The sequence below is a fragment of the Streptomyces sp. NPDC048352 genome, assembly GCF_040651895.1.
In the GTDB taxonomy this organism is placed as follows: Bacteria; Actinomycetota; Actinomycetes; order Streptomycetales; family Streptomycetaceae; genus Streptomyces.
The window spans coordinates 1-19029 of sequence record NZ_JBEZKZ010000104.1 but is presented as its reverse complement, the minus strand read 5'-3'; the positions used below and the strand labels follow the sequence as shown (position 1 = coordinate 19029).

General features: G+C 73.4%; 13 protein-coding genes. 8 read left to right on the top strand and 5 right to left on the bottom strand.

Annotated features, from left to right (window positions below; all coding sequences use genetic code 11):
- The 5 genes from AB0D45_RS32115 to AB0D45_RS32095 form a co-directional block, all read left to right on the top strand.
- A partial coding sequence (locus AB0D45_RS32115) for an FtsK/SpoIIIE domain-containing protein (RefSeq protein ID WP_362465682.1) occupies positions 1 to 1168 on the top strand: 1168 nt, incomplete at its 5' end.
- A 104-nt stretch (positions 1169 to 1272) separates the two neighbouring features.
- Positions 1273 to 2658: an ABC transporter substrate-binding protein gene (locus tag AB0D45_RS32110; RefSeq protein ID WP_362465680.1), complete on the top strand. Its 1386-nt coding sequence runs from the start codon at positions 1273 to 1275 to the stop codon at positions 2656 to 2658.
- Between the two features lie 88 nt (positions 2659 to 2746).
- Positions 2747 to 4012, top strand: a complete 1266-nt coding sequence (locus AB0D45_RS32105; protein ID WP_362465685.1) for a sugar ABC transporter permease — start codon at positions 2747 to 2749, stop codon at positions 4010 to 4012.
- 5 nt (positions 4013 to 4017) lie between these two features.
- Positions 4018 to 4848, top strand: a complete 831-nt coding sequence (locus tag AB0D45_RS32100; protein ID WP_361604679.1) for a carbohydrate ABC transporter permease — start codon at positions 4018 to 4020, stop codon at positions 4846 to 4848.
- A 107-nt stretch (positions 4849 to 4955) separates the two neighbouring features.
- Complete coding sequence (locus tag AB0D45_RS32095) at positions 4956 to 7238, top strand: bifunctional glycosyltransferase family 2 protein/CDP-glycerol:glycerophosphate glycerophosphotransferase (protein ID WP_362465677.1); 2283 nt, start codon at positions 4956 to 4958, stop codon at positions 7236 to 7238.
- 19 nt (positions 7239 to 7257) lie between these two features.
- Here the strand turns inward: AB0D45_RS32095 and AB0D45_RS32090 are convergent, their stop codons facing one another.
- Entirely contained in the window at positions 7258 to 7875 is a 618-nt protein-coding gene (locus AB0D45_RS32090; protein ID WP_362465675.1) for a TetR/AcrR family transcriptional regulator, read from the bottom strand.
- Positions 7876 to 8016: 141 nt separating this feature from the next.
- On the opposite strand from AB0D45_RS32090, the gene AB0D45_RS32085 reads away from it, so the two are divergent.
- From AB0D45_RS32085 to AB0D45_RS32075, 3 genes are all read left to right on the top strand, one after another.
- Positions 8017 to 8916: an ABC transporter permease gene (locus tag AB0D45_RS32085; RefSeq protein WP_361604658.1), complete on the top strand. Its 900-nt coding sequence runs from the start codon at positions 8017 to 8019 to the stop codon at positions 8914 to 8916.
- A complete protein-coding gene (locus AB0D45_RS32080) occupies positions 8909 to 9682 on the top strand; it encodes an ABC transporter ATP-binding protein (RefSeq protein WP_362465673.1) in 774 nt (257 codons plus the stop codon). Before AB0D45_RS32085 ends, AB0D45_RS32080 begins: the two co-directional genes overlap by 8 nt.
- A gap of 172 nt (positions 9683 to 9854) precedes the next feature.
- Positions 9855 to 10934 carry a hypothetical protein gene (locus AB0D45_RS32075; RefSeq protein WP_362465670.1) on the top strand — a complete coding sequence of 360 codons (1080 nt, stop codon included), beginning with the start codon at positions 9855 to 9857 and terminating at the stop codon, positions 10932 to 10934.
- Between the two features lie 82 nt (positions 10935 to 11016).
- Here the strand turns inward: AB0D45_RS32075 and AB0D45_RS32070 are convergent, their stop codons facing one another.
- The 4 genes from AB0D45_RS32070 to AB0D45_RS32055 all read right to left on the bottom strand — a co-directional run bounded on the left by AB0D45_RS32070 (position 11017) and on the right by AB0D45_RS32055 (position 18077).
- Positions 11017 to 15999 (bottom strand): NAD-glutamate dehydrogenase, encoded by a 4983-nt coding sequence (locus AB0D45_RS32070; protein WP_362465667.1) that lies wholly within the window; start codon positions 15997 to 15999, stop codon positions 11017 to 11019.
- A 364-nt stretch (positions 16000 to 16363) separates the two neighbouring features.
- Complete coding sequence (locus tag AB0D45_RS32065) at positions 16364 to 17023, bottom strand: HAD family hydrolase (protein WP_361604646.1); 660 nt, start codon at positions 17021 to 17023, stop codon at positions 16364 to 16366.
- Complete coding sequence (locus tag AB0D45_RS32060; protein ID WP_362465664.1) at positions 17020 to 17520, bottom strand: hypothetical protein; 501 nt, start codon at positions 17518 to 17520, stop codon at positions 17020 to 17022. The genes AB0D45_RS32065 and AB0D45_RS32060 overlap by 4 nt, the downstream gene beginning before the upstream one ends.
- 107 nt (positions 17521 to 17627) lie before the next feature.
- Positions 17628 to 18077, bottom strand: coding sequence for an Rv3235 family protein (locus tag AB0D45_RS32055; protein WP_362465662.1), 450 nt, complete (start codon positions 18075 to 18077; stop codon positions 17628 to 17630).
- Positions 18078 to 19029 lie beyond the last annotated feature (952 nt).

Below are 19029 nucleotides of genomic sequence, written 5' to 3'. Positions count from 1 at the left end.
GGACGGCGCCGCGCCGGAGGGCGGCGCGTGCCGTCCGGCGGCCGCCAGCCTCCCGGCGGCCGCACGGCTGCTGGACGAGCTGGGGCTGGCCCGCGCCACCCCGGCCTCCCTGATGGCCCGCTGGGCGGAGGCCACCGACCAGGGCCAGGGCGTCGGCGGCCTCGCCGAGATCGTGCTCGGCGCCGGCCGGCGCGGGGCGGTCGGCGCGGAGCTGGTCCACGACGGCCCGCACCTGCTCGTGCAGGGTCCCGCCGGGAGCGGCCGCACGGAGCTGCTGCGCTCCGTCGCCGCCTCCCTGGCCGCGGCGGCCCGCCCCGACCGCCTCGGCCTGCTCCTCCTCGACGGCGCCGGCGGCGAGCGCGGCGACGGCCTCCTGCCGTGCACGGAACTCCCGCACGTGTCGGCCCACCTGGTGGCCTCGGACCCGGTGCGCATGCGGGAGTTCGCGCAGGCCCTCGGGGCCGAGCTCAAGCGCCGCCACGAGCTGCTGGACGGCGTGCCGTTCGCCGAGTGGCACGCCCGGCGCGAGGTGTCCGGCCGGATGGTCTCGCCCCGCCGGCCCAGCCCCGGTGAGCTGCGCGGGGACCTCGAATCCCAGCGCACCGGCACCCTGCGGCTGCGTGCGGCCGCCACCCGCACGGAGACGGCCGCCGGTCCGGGCCCGCTGCCGCGGCTGGTGGTGCTGGTGGACGACTTCGACGCGCTGGTGGCTCCGGCGCTGGGCAGTCCGGGCCGGCCGGCGGCCGGTTCGGTGGTGCGGGTGCTGGAGGCGGTGGCCCGGGAGGGCACCCGGCTGGGGGTGCACCTGGTGGTCGCCAGCGCCCGCCCCGAGCGGACCGCCGAGACCGAGCCGGCCCGGCTGGCGACGCTGCGGGTGGAGCTGGACGCGCCCGATCAGCCGGGGCCGGGCCGGGGGCGGCTGCTGTACGCCGACGGCCGGGCGGTGCCCTTCCAGGCGGGCCGGGTCACCGGCCGGATCCCGCGCACGGCGACCCTGAGGCCGACCGTGGTCCCGGTGGAGTGGGAGCGGATGGGCGACCCGCCGGCCCGCCGGCCGCTGCGCGAGCTGGGCAACGGGCCGACCGACCTCGCGCTCCTGGCCAGCGCCCTCGAACGGGCCTCCCACCTGGTCTCGGCGACTCCGGTGCCGTTCCCGGCCGCCCCCTGAGCGGCGCGGCTCCCCCGCGACGCGCTATTGCGGGGGTGCGCGGGTCGGCGTAGACCTTGTGGCACGCAACACACCACGAGCACGACGGCATCGGGGGCGAGACCATGCGCGTACAGCACGGAACCGGCCACACGAAACGTACGGCGGCCAGAGCCTGGGCGGCGCTGGCCGCGGCGGGCGCGCTCGCGCTCACCGCCTGCGGCGGCGGGGGCGCGGACGGCGGCGGCACGGGGGAGACCCCGCCGGCCGGGCAGCAGAAGCCGCCCACCGTCGACTTACCGAAGCTGCCCGGCGAGAAGCTGGAGGTCGCGGCCGTCTGGACGGGACCCGAACAGGCGAACTTCACCAAGGTGCTGAAGGAGTTCGAGAAGCGGACGGGTGCGAGCGTCACCTTCGTCCCGGCCCAGGACCCCATCGTCACCTTCCTCGGCAGCAAGATCGCGGGCGGTCAGCCCCCGGACGTGGCGCTGCTCCCCCAGGTCGGGGCGCTGGCCTCGGCGGTGCGCAACAAGTGGGCGCAGCCGGTGGGTCCGGAGGCCAAGGCGCAGCTGGAGGCGAACTACTCGCCGGGCTGGCGCACGCTCGGCGCGGTCGACGGCACCCAGTACGGCGTCTACTACAAGGCGGCCAACAAGTCGCTGGTCTGGTACAACGCGAAGGCCTTCGAGGCGGCGGGCGTGAAGCCGCCCGCGACCTGGAAGGAGTTCCTCGCGGCGGCCGACACGCTGTCCGCCTCCGGCACGGCGCCGGTGTCGGTGGCCGGTGCGGACGGCTGGACGCTCACGGACTGGTTCGAGAACGTCTACCTCTCGCAGGCGGGGCCCGAGAAGTACGACCAGCTCGCCCAGCACCGGATCAAGTGGACGGACGACAGCGTCACGCAGGCGCTGACCACCCTCGGCCAGCTGTTCGGCCGCAAGGACTTCCTGGCGGGCGGCCCGAGCGGGGCGCTGGCGACGGAGTTCCCGAAGTCGGTGACGCAGACCTTCACGGGCGGGGACCGGCCGGCGGCGGCGATGGTCTTCGAGGGCGACTTCGTGGCGGTGAACATCGCGCAGACCGAGGCGAAGGTGGGCGAGGACGCGCTGGTCTTCCCCTTCCCGGCGGTGGGCGCGAAGGCGCCGGTGGTGTCGGGCGGTGACGTGGCGGTGGCGCTGAAGCCCTCGAAGGGCGCGCAGGCGCTGCTGACCTTCCTGGCCTCGGCGGACGCGGCGCAGATCCAGGCCCGGGAGGGCGGTTTCATCTCCCCGAACAAGGCGGTGGACTTCTCCGCGTACCCGAACGACATCCAGCGCGGCATCGCGAAGGCGCTGATCGCGGCGGGCGACGACTTCCGCTTCGACATGTCGGACCGGGCTCCGGCGGCGTTCGGCGGGACGCCGGGTGCCGGTGAGTGGAAGGCGCTGCAGGACTTCCTGGCGAACCCGTCGGACGTGGCGGGGACCCAGGCGAGGCTGGAGGCGGAAGCGGCCAAGGCCTACGGGGGCTGACGCCGTGACGGCGACGACGGGGGGCCGCTCCGGTGCGCCGGAGCGGCGCCGGACGCGGGCCCGTGCGCAGGGCGGCGGGCGCCGGCGGCTGGTCGCGTTGGCGTTCCTGCTGCCGGCCCTGGTGCTGTTGGGGGCGCTGGTGGTGCAGCCCATCGGCTATTCCCTCTACCGCAGCCTCTTCGACCGCTCCGGGGACGGCTTCGTGGGGGCGGGCAACTACCGGCGGATACTGAGCGACCCGGTGATCCGTACGGCCCTGCGGAACACGGCGGTGTGGGTGGTGCTGGCCCCGGCCACGGCGACCGCGCTGGGCCTGGTCTTCGCGGTGCTGACCGAGCGGGTGCGCTGGGGGACGGCGTTCAAGCTGCTGGTGTTCATGCCGATGGCGATCTCGATGCTGGCGGCGGGCATCATCTTCCGGCTCGTGTACGACCACGACCCGCACCGGGGCGTCGCCAACGCGGTGTGGGTGGGGGTGCACGACACGTTCGCGCAGTCCTCGGCCTTCCCGGGGGCCCGTCCGGGCCGGGACTCGCCGCTGGAGCCCGCTGGCGGCGGCGCCCTGGTGACGCGTACGCCGGTACGGGCGGGCGTGCCGGTGCTGCTGCCGCTGGTCGGGATGGCGCCGGAGGCCCTGCCCGGGGGGACCCGTACGGCGGGGAGGGCCGCGGCCGCGGCCGGGAAGGTGACCGGCACCGTCTGGCAGGACTTCACCCGGGGCGGGGGCGGCACGGTGAACGCGGTCGACCCGACGGAGTCGGGCCTGTCGGGGATGCGTGTGGAGGCGGTGCGGGACGGCCGGGTGGTGGCTTCGGCGACGGCTGGGGCCGACGGCACGTTCACGCTGCCCGCCGAGGCGGACGGAGCGCTGCTGCGGCTGCCGGCGTCGAACTTCCGGGCCGCGTACGCGGGGGTGGAGTGGCTCGGCCCGGTGCTGGTGACCCCGGCGGTGATCGGGGCGTACGTGTGGATGTGGGCCGGATTCGCGATGGTGCTGATCGGGGCCGGGCTGGCGGCCGTGCCGCGCGAGCTGCTGGAGGCGGCGCGGGTGGACGGGGCGGGCGAGTGGCAGGTGTTCCGCAGGATCACGGTGCCGCTGCTGGCGCCGGTGCTGGTGGTGGTCCTGGTGACGCTGGTCATCAACGTGATGAAGATCTTCGACCTGGTCTTCGTGATCGCGCCGGGCGCGGTGCAGGACGACGCGAACGTGCTCGCGCTCCAGCTGTACCGCACCTCCTTCGGGACGGACGCCGATCCGGGGCTGGGCAGCGCCATCGCGGTGCTGCTGCTGGTGCTGGTGGTGCCGGTGATGCTGATCAACGTCCGCCGGATCCGGAAGGAGGCCTCCCGGTGAGCGCGCTGCGGCGCCTGGCGGGGAGCGTGGTGCTGCGCGTCTTCCTGGTCCTGGCCGCCCTGTTCTGGCTGCTGCCCACGCTGGGCCTGCTGGTGTCCTCGTTCCTGTCCCCGGGCGACCTGAACCGGGGCGGCTGGTGGCGGGCGCTGACCGCGCCGTCGCGGCTGACCGCGTCCAACTACGCGAACCTGCTGGCGAACGACACCATCACCGGCTCGTTGCTGAACACGGCCGCGATCGCCGTGCCGGCGACGCTGCTCGTCCTCGTCCTGGGCTCGCTGGCCGGGTACGCCTTCGCCTGGCTGGAGTTCCCGGGCCGGGACGGGCTGTTCCTGGTGGTGGTGGGGCTACTGGTGGTCCCCGTGCAGGTGGCGCTGATCCCGGTGTCCGAACTCTTCGGCTCCATCGGCCTGTTCGAGACGACGGCGGGCGTGGTGCTGTTCCACACCGCGTTCGGGCTGCCCTTCGCGGTGTTCCTGCTGCGGAACTTCTTCGCGGAGATCCCGCGCGAGCTGCTGGAGGCGGCCCGGCTCGACGGGGCGGGCGAACTGCGGCTGTTCGCACGGGTGGTGCTGCCGCTGGGCGGCCCGGCGATCGCCTCGCTCGGCATCTTCCAGTTCCTGTGGGTGTGGAACGACATGCTGGTGGCGCTGGTCTTCGCCGACTCCGCGCACCCGCCCGTCACGGTGGCGCTCCAGCAGCAGGTGCGGCAGTTCGGGAACAACATCGACGTCCTGGCGCCCGGCGCCTTCCTGTCGATGGTGGTGCCGCTGCTGGTGTTCTTCGCGTTCCAGCGGCAGTTCGTCACGGGGGTGATGGCCGGAGCGGTCAAGTAGCCCACGGGCAGCGCGGCGACCGGCTCCGACATGGGGTGTTGACGCTGCGTAACCCGAATGCCACACCCTGCGTAACCCGATCGCCGGGGGCGCGGTTCCTGGGCCATATGCCCGCGCCGACCCCTGGATGTGCCGTGCCCCGGTTCAGCGTCATCGTGCCCGCGTACAAGGTTCAGGCATACCTCCAGGAGGGTCTGGAGTCGGTCCTGTCCCAGTCGTACCCGGATCTGGAACTGATCGCGGTCGACGACGCCTCCCCGGACGCCTGCGGCTCGATCATCGACGAGTACGCGGCCCGCGACCCCCGCGTCACCGCGGTGCACCTGGCGCACAACCTCGGGCTGGGCCCGGCCCGCAACGCGGGCCTGGCCCGGGCGACCGGCGACTACGTCCTCTTCCTCGACGGCGACGACACCCTCGCCCCGGGCGCCCTCCAGGCCATCACCGACCGGCTCAAGGCCACCGGCTCCCCCGACGTCCTCGTCTACGACTACGCCCGCGTCTTCTGGACCGGCGAGGTCGTCCGCAACCGCCTCTCCGGCCGGCTGTCCGAGGAGGGCCCCGCGAGCTTCCGGCTCGCCGACCGCCCGGCCCTGCTCGGCATGCTGATGGTGGTGTGGAACAAGGCCTACCGCCGCGAGTACGTGGAGCGCGAGCAGCTCACCTTCCCGCCCGGCCTCTACGAGGACACCCCCTGGACCTATCCGGCGCTGCTGGCCGCCGAGTCCGTGGCCGTCCTCGACCGGGTCTGCGTCCACTACCGCCAGCGGCGCACCGGCTCGATCCTGACCACCACCAGCCGGCGCCACCTCGACGTCTTCGACCAGTACGAGCGGGTCTTCGCCCAGCTCGCCGCCCGCCCCGAACTGGAGCGCTGGCGCCCCGCGGTGCACCGGCGGATGGCCGAGCACTTCTGCGCCGTGTACGCCGACCCGCGCCGCCTGCCGCGCGCCGCCCGCGCCGAGTTCTTCGCCCGGGCCTCGGCCCTGCTGCGCCGCCACCGCGTCCCGGGCCGCGCCGGATCCCCGCCGCTGTCCCTGACCCGCACCGACCGGCTGCGGCACACCCTGATGCGGCTCGGGCTGCGGCGCGCCTACCGGCTCGGCTCCGCGGTCCGCGCGGCGGCCCTGGCCGCGGGCCGCGCGGGCTCGACCCTCGGGCGGGGGCTGCGCGAGAGCGCGCTGCGCCTGCACTACCGCGTGCAGCGGCTGCTCCCGCTGCGCCCGGAACTCGCGGTGTTCTCCGCGTACTGGCACGGCGGCTACGCCTGCAACCCGGCGGCGATCGAGGCTAAGCTGCGGGAACTGGCCCCGCGCATGCGGACGGCGTGGATCTGCGACCCCCGGCACAACGCCACCCTGCCGCCCGGGACGACCGCGCTGCGGCCCGGCTCGGCCGCGTACTGGAGCGCACTGGCCCGGGCCGGGTACCTGACCAGCAACGTCAGCTTCGACCGCGCCCTGGTCAAGCGCCGGGGCCAGGTCCTGCTCCAGACGCAGCACGGCACCCCCCTCAAGCGGGTCGGCCTCGACCTCCAGGACCGCCCGGCGGCCACCCCGACCGCGGACTTCGCGAACCTGCTGCGCGGCGCCGACCAGTGGGACTACCTGCTGTCCTCCAACCGCCACTCCACCCTGGTGTGGGAGCGGGCCGTACCCGCCTCCTACACCACCCTGGAGTACGGCTACCCCCGCAACGACGCCTTCCACCGGGCCACCCAGGCGGACGTCCTCGCCCTGCGCGAGCGCCTCGGCGTCCCGCCGGGCACCACCGCGGTCCTGTACGCCCCCACCCACCGCGACTACCGGCGCAGCAGGCCCGATCACCTGGACTTCGAGCGGGTCCTGCGGGACCTGGGCCCGCGCTTCACCCTGCTCGTCCGCACCCACCTGACCTACGCGGACAGCCCCGGCACCTGGGAGCCGCACCCGCGCCTGCTGGACGTCTCGGGCCACCCGTCGGTGGAGGAGCTGTGCCTGGCGTCGGACGCGCTGGTCACCGACTACTCGTCCCTGATGTTCGACTACGCGGCGCTGGACCGGCCGATCGTGATCCACGCGGACGACTGGGAGGCGTACGAGGCCGCCCGCGGGACCTACTTCGACCTGCGCTCCTGTCCGCCGGGCGCGATCGCCCGAACCGAGGACGAGCTGGTGGACATCTTCGCCACCGGCCACTGGCAGGGCTCCCGCTCGGCGCAGCTGCGCGCCGCGTTCCGCTCGCGCTTCTGCTCGTACGACGACGGCCACGCGGCCGAGCGCGTGGTGCGCCGGGTCTTCCTGGGGCAGAGCGCGCCGGTACCGGCCGTCATCCCGCTGGAGGAGCGCCGGCCCGCGCCCGCCGCCTCGGCCCCGGACCTCACCCCGCTCACGGCGGGGCTGTGGCCCTGACCGGCGCGGCGCCGCGGTCTCAGCCGGCGCGCAGCCCCGCGACCACCGAGCGGGCGAGCTCGTCGAGGTAGCCCGCCGGCACGGCGTCGCGTACCACCACCTGCCGCCAGTACAGCGGCCCGATCGCCAGGTCGAGGGCGCGGTCGGGGCACGCGGACTGCGGCAGCTCGCCCCGGCCGACGGCCTCGGCGACGATGCCCTCGGCGAGCCTGCGCTGCCCGTCGAGCAGCGCCCCGCGCACCGCGTCGGCGATCTCCGGGTTCCGGGCGGCCTCGACCAGCAGGTCGGGGATGACCGCCGACGCCACCGGGTGCCGCAGCACGTGTGACATCACCTCCAGCAGGGCCCGTACGTCGCCGTGGAGGGACCCGGTGGCGGGCACCGGGATGCCGTCGGCGGCGAACATCCCGACCAGGTCCAGGACCAGGTGGAGCTTGGACTTCCAGCGCCGGTACACGGCGGTCTTGCCGACGCCGGCGCGCCGCGCGATGCCCTCGATCGACATCCGGGCGAAGCCCACCGCGGCCAGCTCTTCCACCACCGCGGCGCGGATCGCCTCGGTCACGTCCTCGCGCAGGACGGCGGCGCCGGCGGGGGCGCGGCGGGCTGAGGGGGCGGCGGCGGGCTCGTTGGTCATGAACAGAGCATAGCGGCGCAGGACGGCACCCACCCGTGACGACGATACGGTTGCGTTCCGACGAACCACGCCCTACTGTCGCCGTAGCGACGATACGGACCCGTCCCGTCGTCATGTGACGCCCCCGTCGAAAGCGATCCCGTGACCACCGTGACCACCGCGCACCCCGCTCCGCCCTCCCCGGCGGAGCTGGCGGCCGCCCACGGCCTGACCCTCAGCGGCGCCCGCCCCTCCCTCCCCCGCTACGTCGCGCAGCTGTGGAACCGCCGCCACTTCGTGACGGCGTACGCCACCGCCCGCATGCACGCCACGTACAGCACGGCCAGGCTCGGCCAGGTCTGGCACCTGATGACGCCGCTGCTCAACGCGGCCGTCTACTACTTCGTCTTCGGCGTCGTGATGCGCGCCGGCAACGCCGTCCCCGACTACGTGCCGTTCCTGATCACCGGCGTCTTCGTCTGGGACTTCATCGGCAGCTCCGTCAACGCCGGCACGCGCGCCGTCCACAGCAACCTCGGCCTGGTCCGGGCCCTGCACTTCCCCCGCGCCAGCCTGCCCCTCGCCTCCGTCGCCCAGCTCTTCCAGCAGCTGCTGGTCACCATGGCGGCGTTGGTCGTCCTGCTGCTGGCCTTCGGCCAGACCCCCTCCGCGTCCTGGCTGATCGCCGTCCCCGCGCTGCTGCTGATGGCCGTCTTCTGCGCGGGCTGTGCGATGGCGATGGCCCGCATCGGAAGCAAGAACCCCGACGTCAGCCAGCTGATGCCGTTCGTCCTGCGCACCTGGATGTACTCCTCGGGAGTCATGTGGTCCATCGACTCCGTCCTCAGGACCGACGACCTGCCGCACTGGGTCTCGCTGATGCTCAAGACCAACCCGGCGGCCGTCTACATCGACCTGATGCGCTTCGCCCTGATCGACAGCTTCCCGGCGGGCTCGCTCCCGCACCACGTGTGGCCGATCGCCATCGGCTGGGCGCTGCTCGCCGGCGTCGGCGGCTTCGTCTACTTCTGGAAGGCAGAGGAGGAATACGGCCGTGGCTGACACCGGCACCCGCATCCCGACCGTCATCGCGGACGAGGTCCACGTCGTCTACACGGTGCACGGCGCCGGCGCCCGCAAGGGCGGCGCCACCGCCGCCCTCAGCCGGCTCCTGACGCGCCGGGCCGCCCCCGGCGTCCGCGAGGTCCACGCCGTCAAGGGCGTCAGCTTCACCGCGTACAAGGGCGAGGCGATCGGCCTGATCGGTTCGAACGGCTCGGGCAAGTCCACCCTCCTCAAGGCCATCGCCGGCCTCCAGCCGGTGGCGCGCGGGGCGGTGTACTCACACGGCCAGCCGTCCCTGCTGGGCGTCAACGCCGCCCTGATGAACGACCTCACCGGCGAGCGCAACGTGGTCCTCGGCGGTCTGGCGATGGGCATGTCCCGCCGGCAGGTCCGCGAGCGCTACCAGGACATCGTCGACTTCTCCGGGATCAACGAGAAGGGCGACTTCATCTCCCTGCCCATGCGGACGTACTCCTCCGGCATGGGCGCCCGGCTGCGGTTCTCCATCGCCGCCGCCAAGGACCACGACGTCCTGATGATCGACGAGGCCCTCGCCACCGGCGACGCCGCCTTCCAGCGCCGCAGCCAGGCCCGCATCGAGGAGCTCCGCGCCCGCGCCGGCACCGTCTTCCTCGTCAGCCACGGCATCGGCACCGTCCGCGAGACCTGCGACCGGGCGATCTGGCTGGAGTCGGGCGTCCTGCGCATGGACGGCCCCTCCGAGGAGGTCTGCGACGCGTACGAGGCCTTCACCCGCCGCTGACCGCCCGCGGCTCGCCCGCTCCCGCCGCGACCCGGGTGCAGCACCGGGACGCACCCGCACGGGCGACCTCCGGGGCCCCGCGCCGCGTGACGCGCAACCGGCGGCACCCGGCCGTGGTCCCCTGGGCCCGCATGCGCCGCGTCCGCCCGCGCGGCGGGAAAAGGAGACCCCCGTGCCCCGTACGGTCCGCCGGACCCGCGCCGCAGGCGTCGGCATCGGCATCGGTGCCGTCGTGCTCGCCCTGGCCGCGGCCGCGCCCGCGTCGACGGCGGCCGGACCCCCGGCCGCTCCCCCGCTGTCCCGGCCCCGGATCGTGACCCACCTCGACTTCGCCGCCGGTCAGACGCCCGAGAACATCGCCCTGGAGCCGGACGGCGCCGCCGACCTCACCTTCGCGTTCGCCCGCCAGGTGGCCCGGGTCTCCCCCAAGGGCCGCACCGAGGTCCTCGCCACCCTGCCCGCCGTCGGGCACCCCTCGACCCCGGTCGGCGCGGCCGTCACCACCGGGCTCGTGCGCACCGGCGACGGAACCCTCTACGTCGTCTACGTCACCGGCACCGAGGCGGAGAACGGCATCTGGCGCCTGACCCCCGACGGCCGCCTCTCCCACTTCGCCGCGCTGCCGCCGCAAGGGTTCGCCAACGGCCTCGCCCTCGACGAGGAGCACGGGGTCCTGTACGCGGCCGACTCGGTGCTCGGCGCGGTGTGGCGCGTCACCCTGGACCGCGCGGAGGTCACCCGCTGGGCCACCGGCCCCGAACTCGACCGGACCGCCTTCATCGGCGCCAACGGCATCAAGGTGCACCGCGGCGCCGTCTGGGTGTCGAACTACGACCGGGGGACCCTGCTCCGGATCCCCGTCACCCGGGACGGCGGCGCGGGGCCGGCCGCCGTCCGGGCCGGCGGCCTCACGACCGTCGACGACTTCGCGTTCAACGGGCCGGGCGACACGGTGCTCGCGGCCCTGAGCGGCACCGGCGAGCTGGCCCTGGTCCGCCCCGACGGCACCCACACCGTCGTGCTGACCGCGAGGGACGGGCTGTCCAACCCGACCTCCGTCGCCGTGCGCGGCCACAAGGTGTACGTGCCCAGCGCCGCCTTCGTCACCGGGCAGGATCCGAACCTGCTGACCGCCCGCCAGGACGAACGCCACCGGGGCCCCGGAACCTCCGCGCAGCACGACCCCCCGGGCCGCGGCCGCCCGTCCGGCCACGAGCTGCCCGGCTTCGAGAGGCCGGAACACCACCGGTGAACCGGACGGGCCGGGCCCGGGACCGCGAGGGTCCCGGGCCCGGCCCGTGTCCGTACGCCCCGGCGCCGGCCGGCGCCGGCGGTTACGCGTGCACGCGCAGCAGCGAGCGCATCGTCCGCATCGCCACCGACAGGTTCGCCAGGTCGAAGTCGTCCGAGCCCCGGATCTCGTCCAGGGTCGTCCGGGCCCGCCCCAGGATCGCCGCGTTCTTCTCCTCCCACGCCTTGAAGCGCTCCTCGGGAGTGGAGGAGCCGTTGCCCACGGACAGCACGTCGGCGGTCAGCGCCGCGTGCGCCGCGAACAGGTCCTCGCGGATGGACGCGCGGGCCATCGACTGCCAGCGGTCGGAGCGCGGCAGCTCGATGATGCGGTCCATCAGCTGCGTGATGTCCAGCCGGTCGGCGAGGTCGTAGTAGACCTCGGCGACGGACAGCGGGTCCACGCCCGTCCGGTCCGCGATGGCGACGATGTCCAGCGTCGGGAAGGCGGACGAGAAGCCGGCCACCTTCGCCGCGAGCTCCTCCGGCACGCCCTCGCCGGTCAGCTCGTCCATGATCGACTGGTACCACTCCAGGTCCGCGCCGCGCACCAGCTTCGGCAGCTCCGACCAGACCTCCGCCACGCGGGCACCGAACACCTCGATGGTCTCGGTGATCTGCAGCGGCTGCGGCCGGTTGTTCAGCAGCCAGCGCGTGCCGCGCTCCACCAGGCGCCGCGAGTGGAGCCGCACCCGGGTCTGGACGTCGGCCGCGACCTTGTTGTCCAGCGCCTCGACCGCGTCCCACACCTCGGCCAGGCCGAAGATCTCGCGGGCCGAGAGCTGCGCCCGCACGATCTCCTCCGTGGAGGCTCCGGTCTCCTCCCGCAGGCGGTGCAGGAAGGTCGAACCGCCGGTGTTGACGGTGTCGTTGACCAGCAGGGTCGTGATGATCTCGCGGCGCAGCGCGTGCCCGTCGATCTGCTCGGGGAACTTCGCCCGCAGGGCGGCGGGGAAGTACGCGTGCAGCAGGCGGCGCAGGTACGGGTCGTCCGGCAGCTCGGTGTGGATCAGCTCGTCCGCCACCGTGATCTTGGTGTAGGCGAACAGCACGGCCAGCTCCGGCTGGGTCAGGCCCTTGCCGGTGTTGAGCAGCTCGCGGATCTGCCGGTCGTTGGGCAGGAACTCCAGCTGGCGGTCCAGCAGGCCGTCCCGGCCCAGGCGGCGCATGAAGCGCTGCTGGGCGTGGAGCAGGCTGGGGGCCTGGGCGGCGCCGTTGGCCAGGGCCGTGTTCTGCGCGTAGTTGTTGCGCAGCACCAGGGTGCCGACCTCGTCGGTCATCTCGGCGAGCAGCTTGTTGCGCTGCTTGACGGTCATGTCGCCGTCCGCGACGACCGCGTTGAGCAGGATCTTGATGTTCACCTCGTGGTCGGAGGTGTCCACGCCCGCGCTGTTGTCGATGGCGTCGGTGTTGACCTTGCCGCCCTCGCCGCCGGCGCCGGTGCGGGCGAACTCGATGCGGCCCAGCTGGGTCAGGCCCAGGTTGCCGCCCTCGCCGATGACCTTGGCGCGGACGTCGGAGCCGTTGACGCGGATGGCGTCGTTGGCCTTGTCGCCGACGTCGGCGTGCGTCTCGGCGGTCGCCTTGACGTACGTGCCGATGCCGCCGTTCCACAGCAGGTCCACGGGGGACTTGAGGATGGCCTGCATCAGCTCGGCCGGGGTCATCTTGGTGACGCCCGCCTCGATGCCGAGGGCCGCGCGCATCTGCGCGTTGACCGGGATGGCCTTGGCGCTGCGCGGGTGGATCCCGCCGCCCGCCGACAGCAGGGCGGTGTCGTAGTCCGCCCACGAGGAGCGCGGCAGCTCGAACAGGCGGCGGCGCTCGGCGTAGGAGGTGGCCGCGTCCGGCGTCGGGTCGATGAAGATGTGCCGGTGGTCGAAGGCGGCGACCAGGCGGATGTGCTCGGAGAGCAGCATGCCGTTGCCGAAGACGTCACCGGACATGTCGCCGACGCCGACGACGGTGAAGTCCTGCGTCTGGGTGTCGTGGCCGAGCTCGCGGAAGTGCCGCTTGACGGACTCCCACGCGCCGCGGGCGGTGATGCCCATGCCCTTGTGGTCGTAGCCGGCCGAGCCGCCGGAGGCGAAGGCGTCGCCCAGCCAGAAGCCGTACGACTCCGCGACGCCGTTGGCGATGTCGGAGAAGGTCGCGGTGCCCTTGTCCGCCGCGACGACCAGGTAGGTGTCGTCCTCGTCGTGGCGGACCACGCCCTTGGGCGGTACGACCTCGCCGCCGACCATGTTGTCGGTGATGTCGAGCAGCGCCGAGATGAAGATCTTGTAGGAGGCGATGCCCTCGGCGAGCCAGGCGTCGCGGTCCACCGACGGGTCCGGCAGGTTCTTGGCGACGAAGCCGCCCTTGGCGCCGACCGGCACGATCACCGTGTTCTTGACCATCTGCGCCTTGACCAGGCCGAGCACCTCCGTACGGAAGTCCTCGCGGCGGTCCGACCAGCGCAGGCCACCGCGGGCGACCTTGCCGAAGCGCAGGTGGACGCCCTCGACGCGCGGGGAGTACACCCAGATCTCGAAGGCGGGGCGCGGGGCCGGCAGCTCCGGGATGGCCTGCGGGTCGAACTTCATCGACACGTACGAGTGCTGCTCGCCCGCGCTGTTGAGCTGGAAGAAGTTGGTCCGCAGCGTCGCCTTGATCAGCGTGAGGAAGGAACGCAGGATGCGGTCCTCGTCGAGCGAGGCGACCTGGTCCAGGGCCCCGTCCAGCTCCTCCAGCATGGCGTCGATCAGCTCGGTGCCGGCGGACTGGCGGCCGGGCGACAGCCGCGCCTCGAAGAGCGAGACCAGCAGCCGGGTGGTGTGGACGTTGTTGCGGAGGGTGTCCTCCATGTAGTCCTGGCTGAAGGGGGCGCCGGCCTGGCGCATGTACTTGGCGTACGCGCGCAGCACGACGGCCTGGCGCCAGGTGAGGCCGGCGCCCAGGACGAGGGCGTTGAAGTTGTCGTTCTCCGCCTCGCCGGTCCACACGGCCGCGAAGGCCTCCTGGAACCGCTCGCGCGCGTCGTCGCCGAGGTAGCCCGACGTCGCCGCGGCGTCGCCGCCCGTCGTGGGCAGCGGCATCCGCAGGCCGAAGTCGTAGATCCAGGCGCTGACCCGGTCGGTGCGGCGCAGCTCGTACGGCCGCTCGTCGGTGACCTCGACGCCCAGGCGCTGGAGGACCGGGAGGACCGCGGAGAGGGAGACCTGCTCACCGGTGCGGTAGATCTTGAAGCGGCGCTCGCCGGGGCCCGCGCCGACGGGCTCGTAGAGGGAGAGCGCGAACTCCTGGTCGCTGGCGGACAGCCGCTCCAGGTGGCACAGGTCGGCCACGGCCGCGCGCGGCGAGTGGTCGGCCTTGTAGCCCTCGGGGAAGGACGTGCCGTACTTGCGCATCAGCTCGGCGGCGCGCTCCTCGCCCAGCTCGGCGGTCAGCGCCTCGCCGAAGCCGTCGGCCCAGGAACGGGCGGCCTCGACCAGGCGGGCCTCGACGCGCTCGACGTCGGCGTCGGTCAGCGCGGGCAGCTCGGTGCCCTGCGGGACGCGGACGACGAAGTGGATGCGGGAGAGGATCGACTCGGTGTTCCAGGCGGTGAAGTCGACGCTGGTGCCGCCGAGCTCCTCCCGCAGGATGTCCATCAGGCGCAGCCGCACACCGGTGGTGAAGCGGTCGCGCGGCAGGTAGACGAGCGCCGAGTAGTAGCGGCCGTACTCGTCCTGGCGCAGGTACAGCCGCAGCCGGCGGCGCTCCTGGAGGTACAGCACGGAGGTGGCGATCTCGCGGAGCTTGTCGACCGGGGTCTGGAACAGCTCGTCGCGCGGGTAGGTCTCCAGGATCTGGAGCAGGTCGCGGCCGTCGTGGCTGGCGGGCGAGAAGCCGGCGCCCTCGAGGACCTCGGAGACCTTGCGGCGGATCACCGGGACGCGGCGTACGGACTCGGTGTACGCGGCGGAGGAGAACAGGCCGAGGAAGCGGCGCTCGCCGACCACGTTGCCGTCGGCGTCGAACTTCTTCACGCCCACGTAGTCGAGGTACGAGGGGCGGTGCACGGTGGCGCGGCTGTTGGCCTTGGTCAGCACCAGGAGGCGGTGCTCGCGGGCCTTGGCGCGGGCGTCCGCGGGCAGCCGGTTGAAGGACGGCGAGACGGGGTGCGCGTCCTCCTGGCCGTGGTGGACCGGGTCGGAGCGCAGGATGCCGAGGCCGGTGCCGGGCACGGCGGTCAGGGCGTCGCCGTCGACCAGGTTGTACTCGCGGTAGCCGAGGAAGGTGAAGTGGTCGTCGGCGAGCCAGCGCAGCAGCTCCCGGGCCTCTTCCTGCTCGTACTCGTACAGGTCGGGGGCGCAGGGCTCGTTCGGGAGGTCGTCGGCGATGCGCAGGGCGGCGTCGCGCATCTTCTCCCAGTCCTCGACGGCCTCGCGGACGTCGGACAGGACGCGCAGCAGGTCGCCGGTGATCTGCTTCAGGTCGGCCTTGTCGGTCTCGCGGTCGATCTCGACGTGGATCCACGACTCCACGAGGGAGTCGTGCGGGCGCGCGGTCTTGGGGCCGTGGGCGTCGCAGTCGGGCCCGAGGATCTCGATCAGCTTGCCGGTGACGTCACGGCGTACGACGACCTGCGGGTGGATCACGACGTGGATGCCGCGGCCCTGGCGGGACAGCTCGTTCGTCACGGAGTCCACGAGGAACGGCATGTCGTCGGTGACCACCTCGACCACCGAGTGGCTGGAGGTCCAGCCGTTCTCCTCGACCGTGGGGGTGTGCACGCGCACGCTCGCGGTGCCCTGCGGCCGGTTCTCGGCGAGCCGGTAGTGCGAGAGCGCCGCACCGAAGACGTCGACCGGGTCCCGGTCCGCGAGGTCCTCGGGGGCGGTGTGCAGGTAGTAGCGCTGGAGGTAGGAGAGCGTCGTGCCCCGGTCGGGCCGCTCCCCCTGCTCGGACCCAGTCGGAAGTAGCCCCCCGGCCGGGCTGTTCTCAGCTACCCGTGCCGCCCGCGCGAGCAGCTCGGCCTTTGCTTCGTCCAGCTTGGTCTGCATGTCCTCTGGCTCCTGTCGCGCGCCATTGCGTGACGTAGGTGGTGAAGGAAGGAATGACAAAGCGCCGCGATGAGGCGGGATGTCCGTCCGGATGAGTGGCCGACGCCGTGGCGTCGGAAGGGCCGCCCGGGAAGGCTTCGATGATCGGCAGGTCCCGGCGGCTGGGATCAGCGAAGGCCCGGCCACGGATGTGCGCCGGGCGCGGGCCGGGGGCGTCAGTGCCCCCGAGGACTATCGCGCTGATCACGGGTACAAGGCTATCTCGCCCCACCCCCCGGTCGTCATTCACTGCATCTGTACAAAACCGGGGGGAAAACCTGGACAGTCTGGCCAGCGACGTGGCCGGATCGGGGGGTGCCGACCGCTATCCGGCCAGCTCACGGGCCAGGGCCACGGCCTCGGCGAGGCTGTCCACGACCGGGACGCCGGCGGTCTGCAGGCTGGCCCGGCTGTGGGAGCCCCCGGTGTACAGCACGGCGCGCGCTCCGACGTGCTGCGCCGCCGTCGCATCGTCCACGGCGTCTCCCACGAGGACCGTACGGGCGGCGGTCACACCGGATGCCTCCAATGCCGCCATATGGCGTACGAGGTGCCCCGCCTTGGACGTGTGCGAGGGCCCGGTACGCCCGTCGACGCGCAGGAAGTGCCCGTCGATGCCGTAGCCGCGGACCAGCGGCACGAGCTTGTCGTGGGGCGCGAGGGACAGCAGGGACTGCGTGAGCCCGTCCGCCTGCCAGTCCCGCAGCAGCTCCCGCGCCCCGTCGGCGAGCCCCGCCTCCTCGGCGGCGACCCAGTAGTGCCGGTGGAACGCCTCGTCCATCACCACCCATTCGGCGTCCGTGGGGAGCCGGCCCATCAGCCGCTCGTAGAACTTCGGCACGGGCACGACGTACAGCTCGCGGTACCGCTCCAGGGTGATCGGGTCGAGGCCGAGCTCGGCGAAGGAGGCGTTGGTGGCGACCATGACGGCGTCGATGTCGTGCAGCAGGGTGCCGTTCCAGTCCCAGACGATGTGCGGTCTCACGAGAGCAGCCCCGGAATCTCCTGGACCCCGAACCAGAGCAGCTCGTGGTCCTCGGCGCCGTCCACGGTGAACTGCGCGTCGTCGTCCCCCGCGTCCGCCGCCTCCAGCGCGGACGCGGCGGCGGCCACGTCGGCCTCGGCGTCGTCGGCGTCGACGTGCACGGCGGCGGCCACGGCCAGCCGCACGGCGGCGGCCAGGGTGACCTGCCCGAGCGTCGCCCCGTCGAGGCCGGGCGCGGCGGTGGCCGCCTTGTCGTCGACGTCGAGCGCCACGACGACCCGCCTGCGCGGGGCGGCCGCGTCGGCGGCCAGCATCCGCAGCGAGGCGAGGGCGGCCCGGCTCAGGGCGGCGTACTCCAGCTCCTCGAGGTCGTCCGACACGTACCACTCCCGCAGCGCGGGGGTCACGGCGTACGCCCGCAGCGGAGCGGGCCCCAACTCGCCCGCCTTGTGCGCCTCGGCGAGCCCGGGGAGGGTCAGGGGGACGTACACGCGCATGGCCGGCTGCTTTCGGTAGTCGGAAAACGCCCCCAGGATACGACTGCGGGACCGCGGGGCGGGGTCCGGTCCGGGGGTGAGGGGCGGGCGCCCGGCGGGAGGCACGCCTACGGCCTCGGACCGCCGATCTCCACGGCGGCGCAGCGCCAGCGGCGGTCGGGGCCCTGCTCCAGGCGGAAGGCCATCGCCGAGACGCGGTCCCCCGTCGCGATGCGGGCGAAGGCCTCGATCACCCCGGGGCCGGGGTGGAAACGGCCGCAGTGGCGCAGCACCGGCCGGAGGCGGTCGCGCTGGGGTCCGGCGGGGGCCAGGGTGACCAGCTGCTCGTACGCCTCGCCGACCGTGAGGCCGAGCAGCGAGTGGACGGGACGCTGACCGCTCAGCACGGCCAGCAGGCGCTCCGCGAACCAGTCGTGCGGCGCCGGCCGGCGCACCGTCCGCGGCGCCCCGGCCGGGCGCCGCTGGTCCCGCCGCCCGGCGGGCCGGGTCCGGTCGGCCCCTCCGGGCCTGCTGCGGCTGCCCTCGCCGCCGATGGTGCCGCGCGTGGTGGTGTCCATGGCGTTTCCCCCGATCAAACCGGGCCCGGCGGGTACCAGGCGGTAACTTGATGCGGGATTTCTACGACCGCCGAACACGCTCCGCAACCGCCGACGGGCGCTGCTCACGACACCGTCCAGGTTCACCTATCCGAGTGGCGGCGCCCCTCCCCCAAGCCCCCGGGAACCCTCCGTCCGGCCCTCAGGTGGACGCCCTGAGCCCCGCCACGATGTGCTCGATGGGGTACGCCCCCGTCACCCTCCCGGCCCCACCCGGGGGGCCCAGGGGGGCGGGTTCCGGCGGAGCCGCGTCACAGCCGGTTCGGGGGTTTCCCGTCAGTCCCATCGTCGTTCCGTGTCGGGCCGGCCTGTCAAGGGCGCTCCTTCGTCGCGTCGCTTCGCGATGTCGCTTCGCTCCACCCTTGACAGACCAGCCCGCCCCGGAAAGCCGAAAGACTGCCGGGAAGCCCCCGAAAGAACGGTCACCAGGGACACGTCCGAGGAGCGGGTCTCTCAGGGACGAGGCGAGGGGCCAGGGGCCACAACCCCCACCGAACAGCGACCAGAGCGAGGCAAGCAGCCCCCAAACGCGCCAGATCGCTACGCGCTCCTCTTGGTTTGGCGACTGACGACCGTCTGGGGCCGCTACCCGCACCAAACGTTGATGAGAAGCCCATCCGGGACCGTCAGACTGCCGAACGTGCCCCTGATCAACGTCTGGTGCAGGTATCAGCCCACGGCAGCCGGCGGACGCCGAACCGAGAGAAGCGCGTAGCGATCTGGTGCGGACCCCGGCGCCGATCGCCGTGAGGGGGCCCGGATGCCCGGCAAGGCGACGCCCGGCCCCTCGTCTCATCCCTGACGGGGCCGCCCCTGTTATTCGTGCCCCTGTGACCGTTCTTTCGGGGGCTTCCCGGCAGTCTTTCGGCTTTCCGGGGCGGGACGGGCTGTCAAGGGTCGCCGAAGGCGATCA

Bases quoted from the DNA above. Each gene is read 5' to 3' on its own strand.
- AB0D45_RS32110 (WP_362465680.1), top strand. From the start codon at position 1,273: ATGCGCGTACAGCACGGAACCGGCCACACGAAACGTACGGCGGCCAGA.
- AB0D45_RS32095 (WP_362465677.1), top strand. From the start codon at position 4,956: ATGCCCGCGCCGACCCCTGGATGTGCCGTGCCCCGGTTCAGCGTCATC.
- AB0D45_RS32090 (WP_362465675.1), bottom strand. From the start codon at position 7,875: ATGACCAACGAGCCCGCCGCCGCCCCCTCAGCCCGCCGCGCCCCCGCC.
- AB0D45_RS32070 (WP_362465667.1), bottom strand. From the start codon at position 15,999: ATGCAGACCAAGCTGGACGAAGCAAAGGCCGAGCTGCTCGCGCGGGCG.
- AB0D45_RS32060 (WP_362465664.1), bottom strand. From the start codon at position 17,520: ATGCGCGTGTACGTCCCCCTGACCCTCCCCGGGCTCGCCGAGGCGCAC.
- AB0D45_RS32055 (WP_362465662.1), bottom strand. From the start codon at position 18,077: ATGGACACCACCACGCGCGGCACCATCGGCGGCGAGGGCAGCCGCAGC.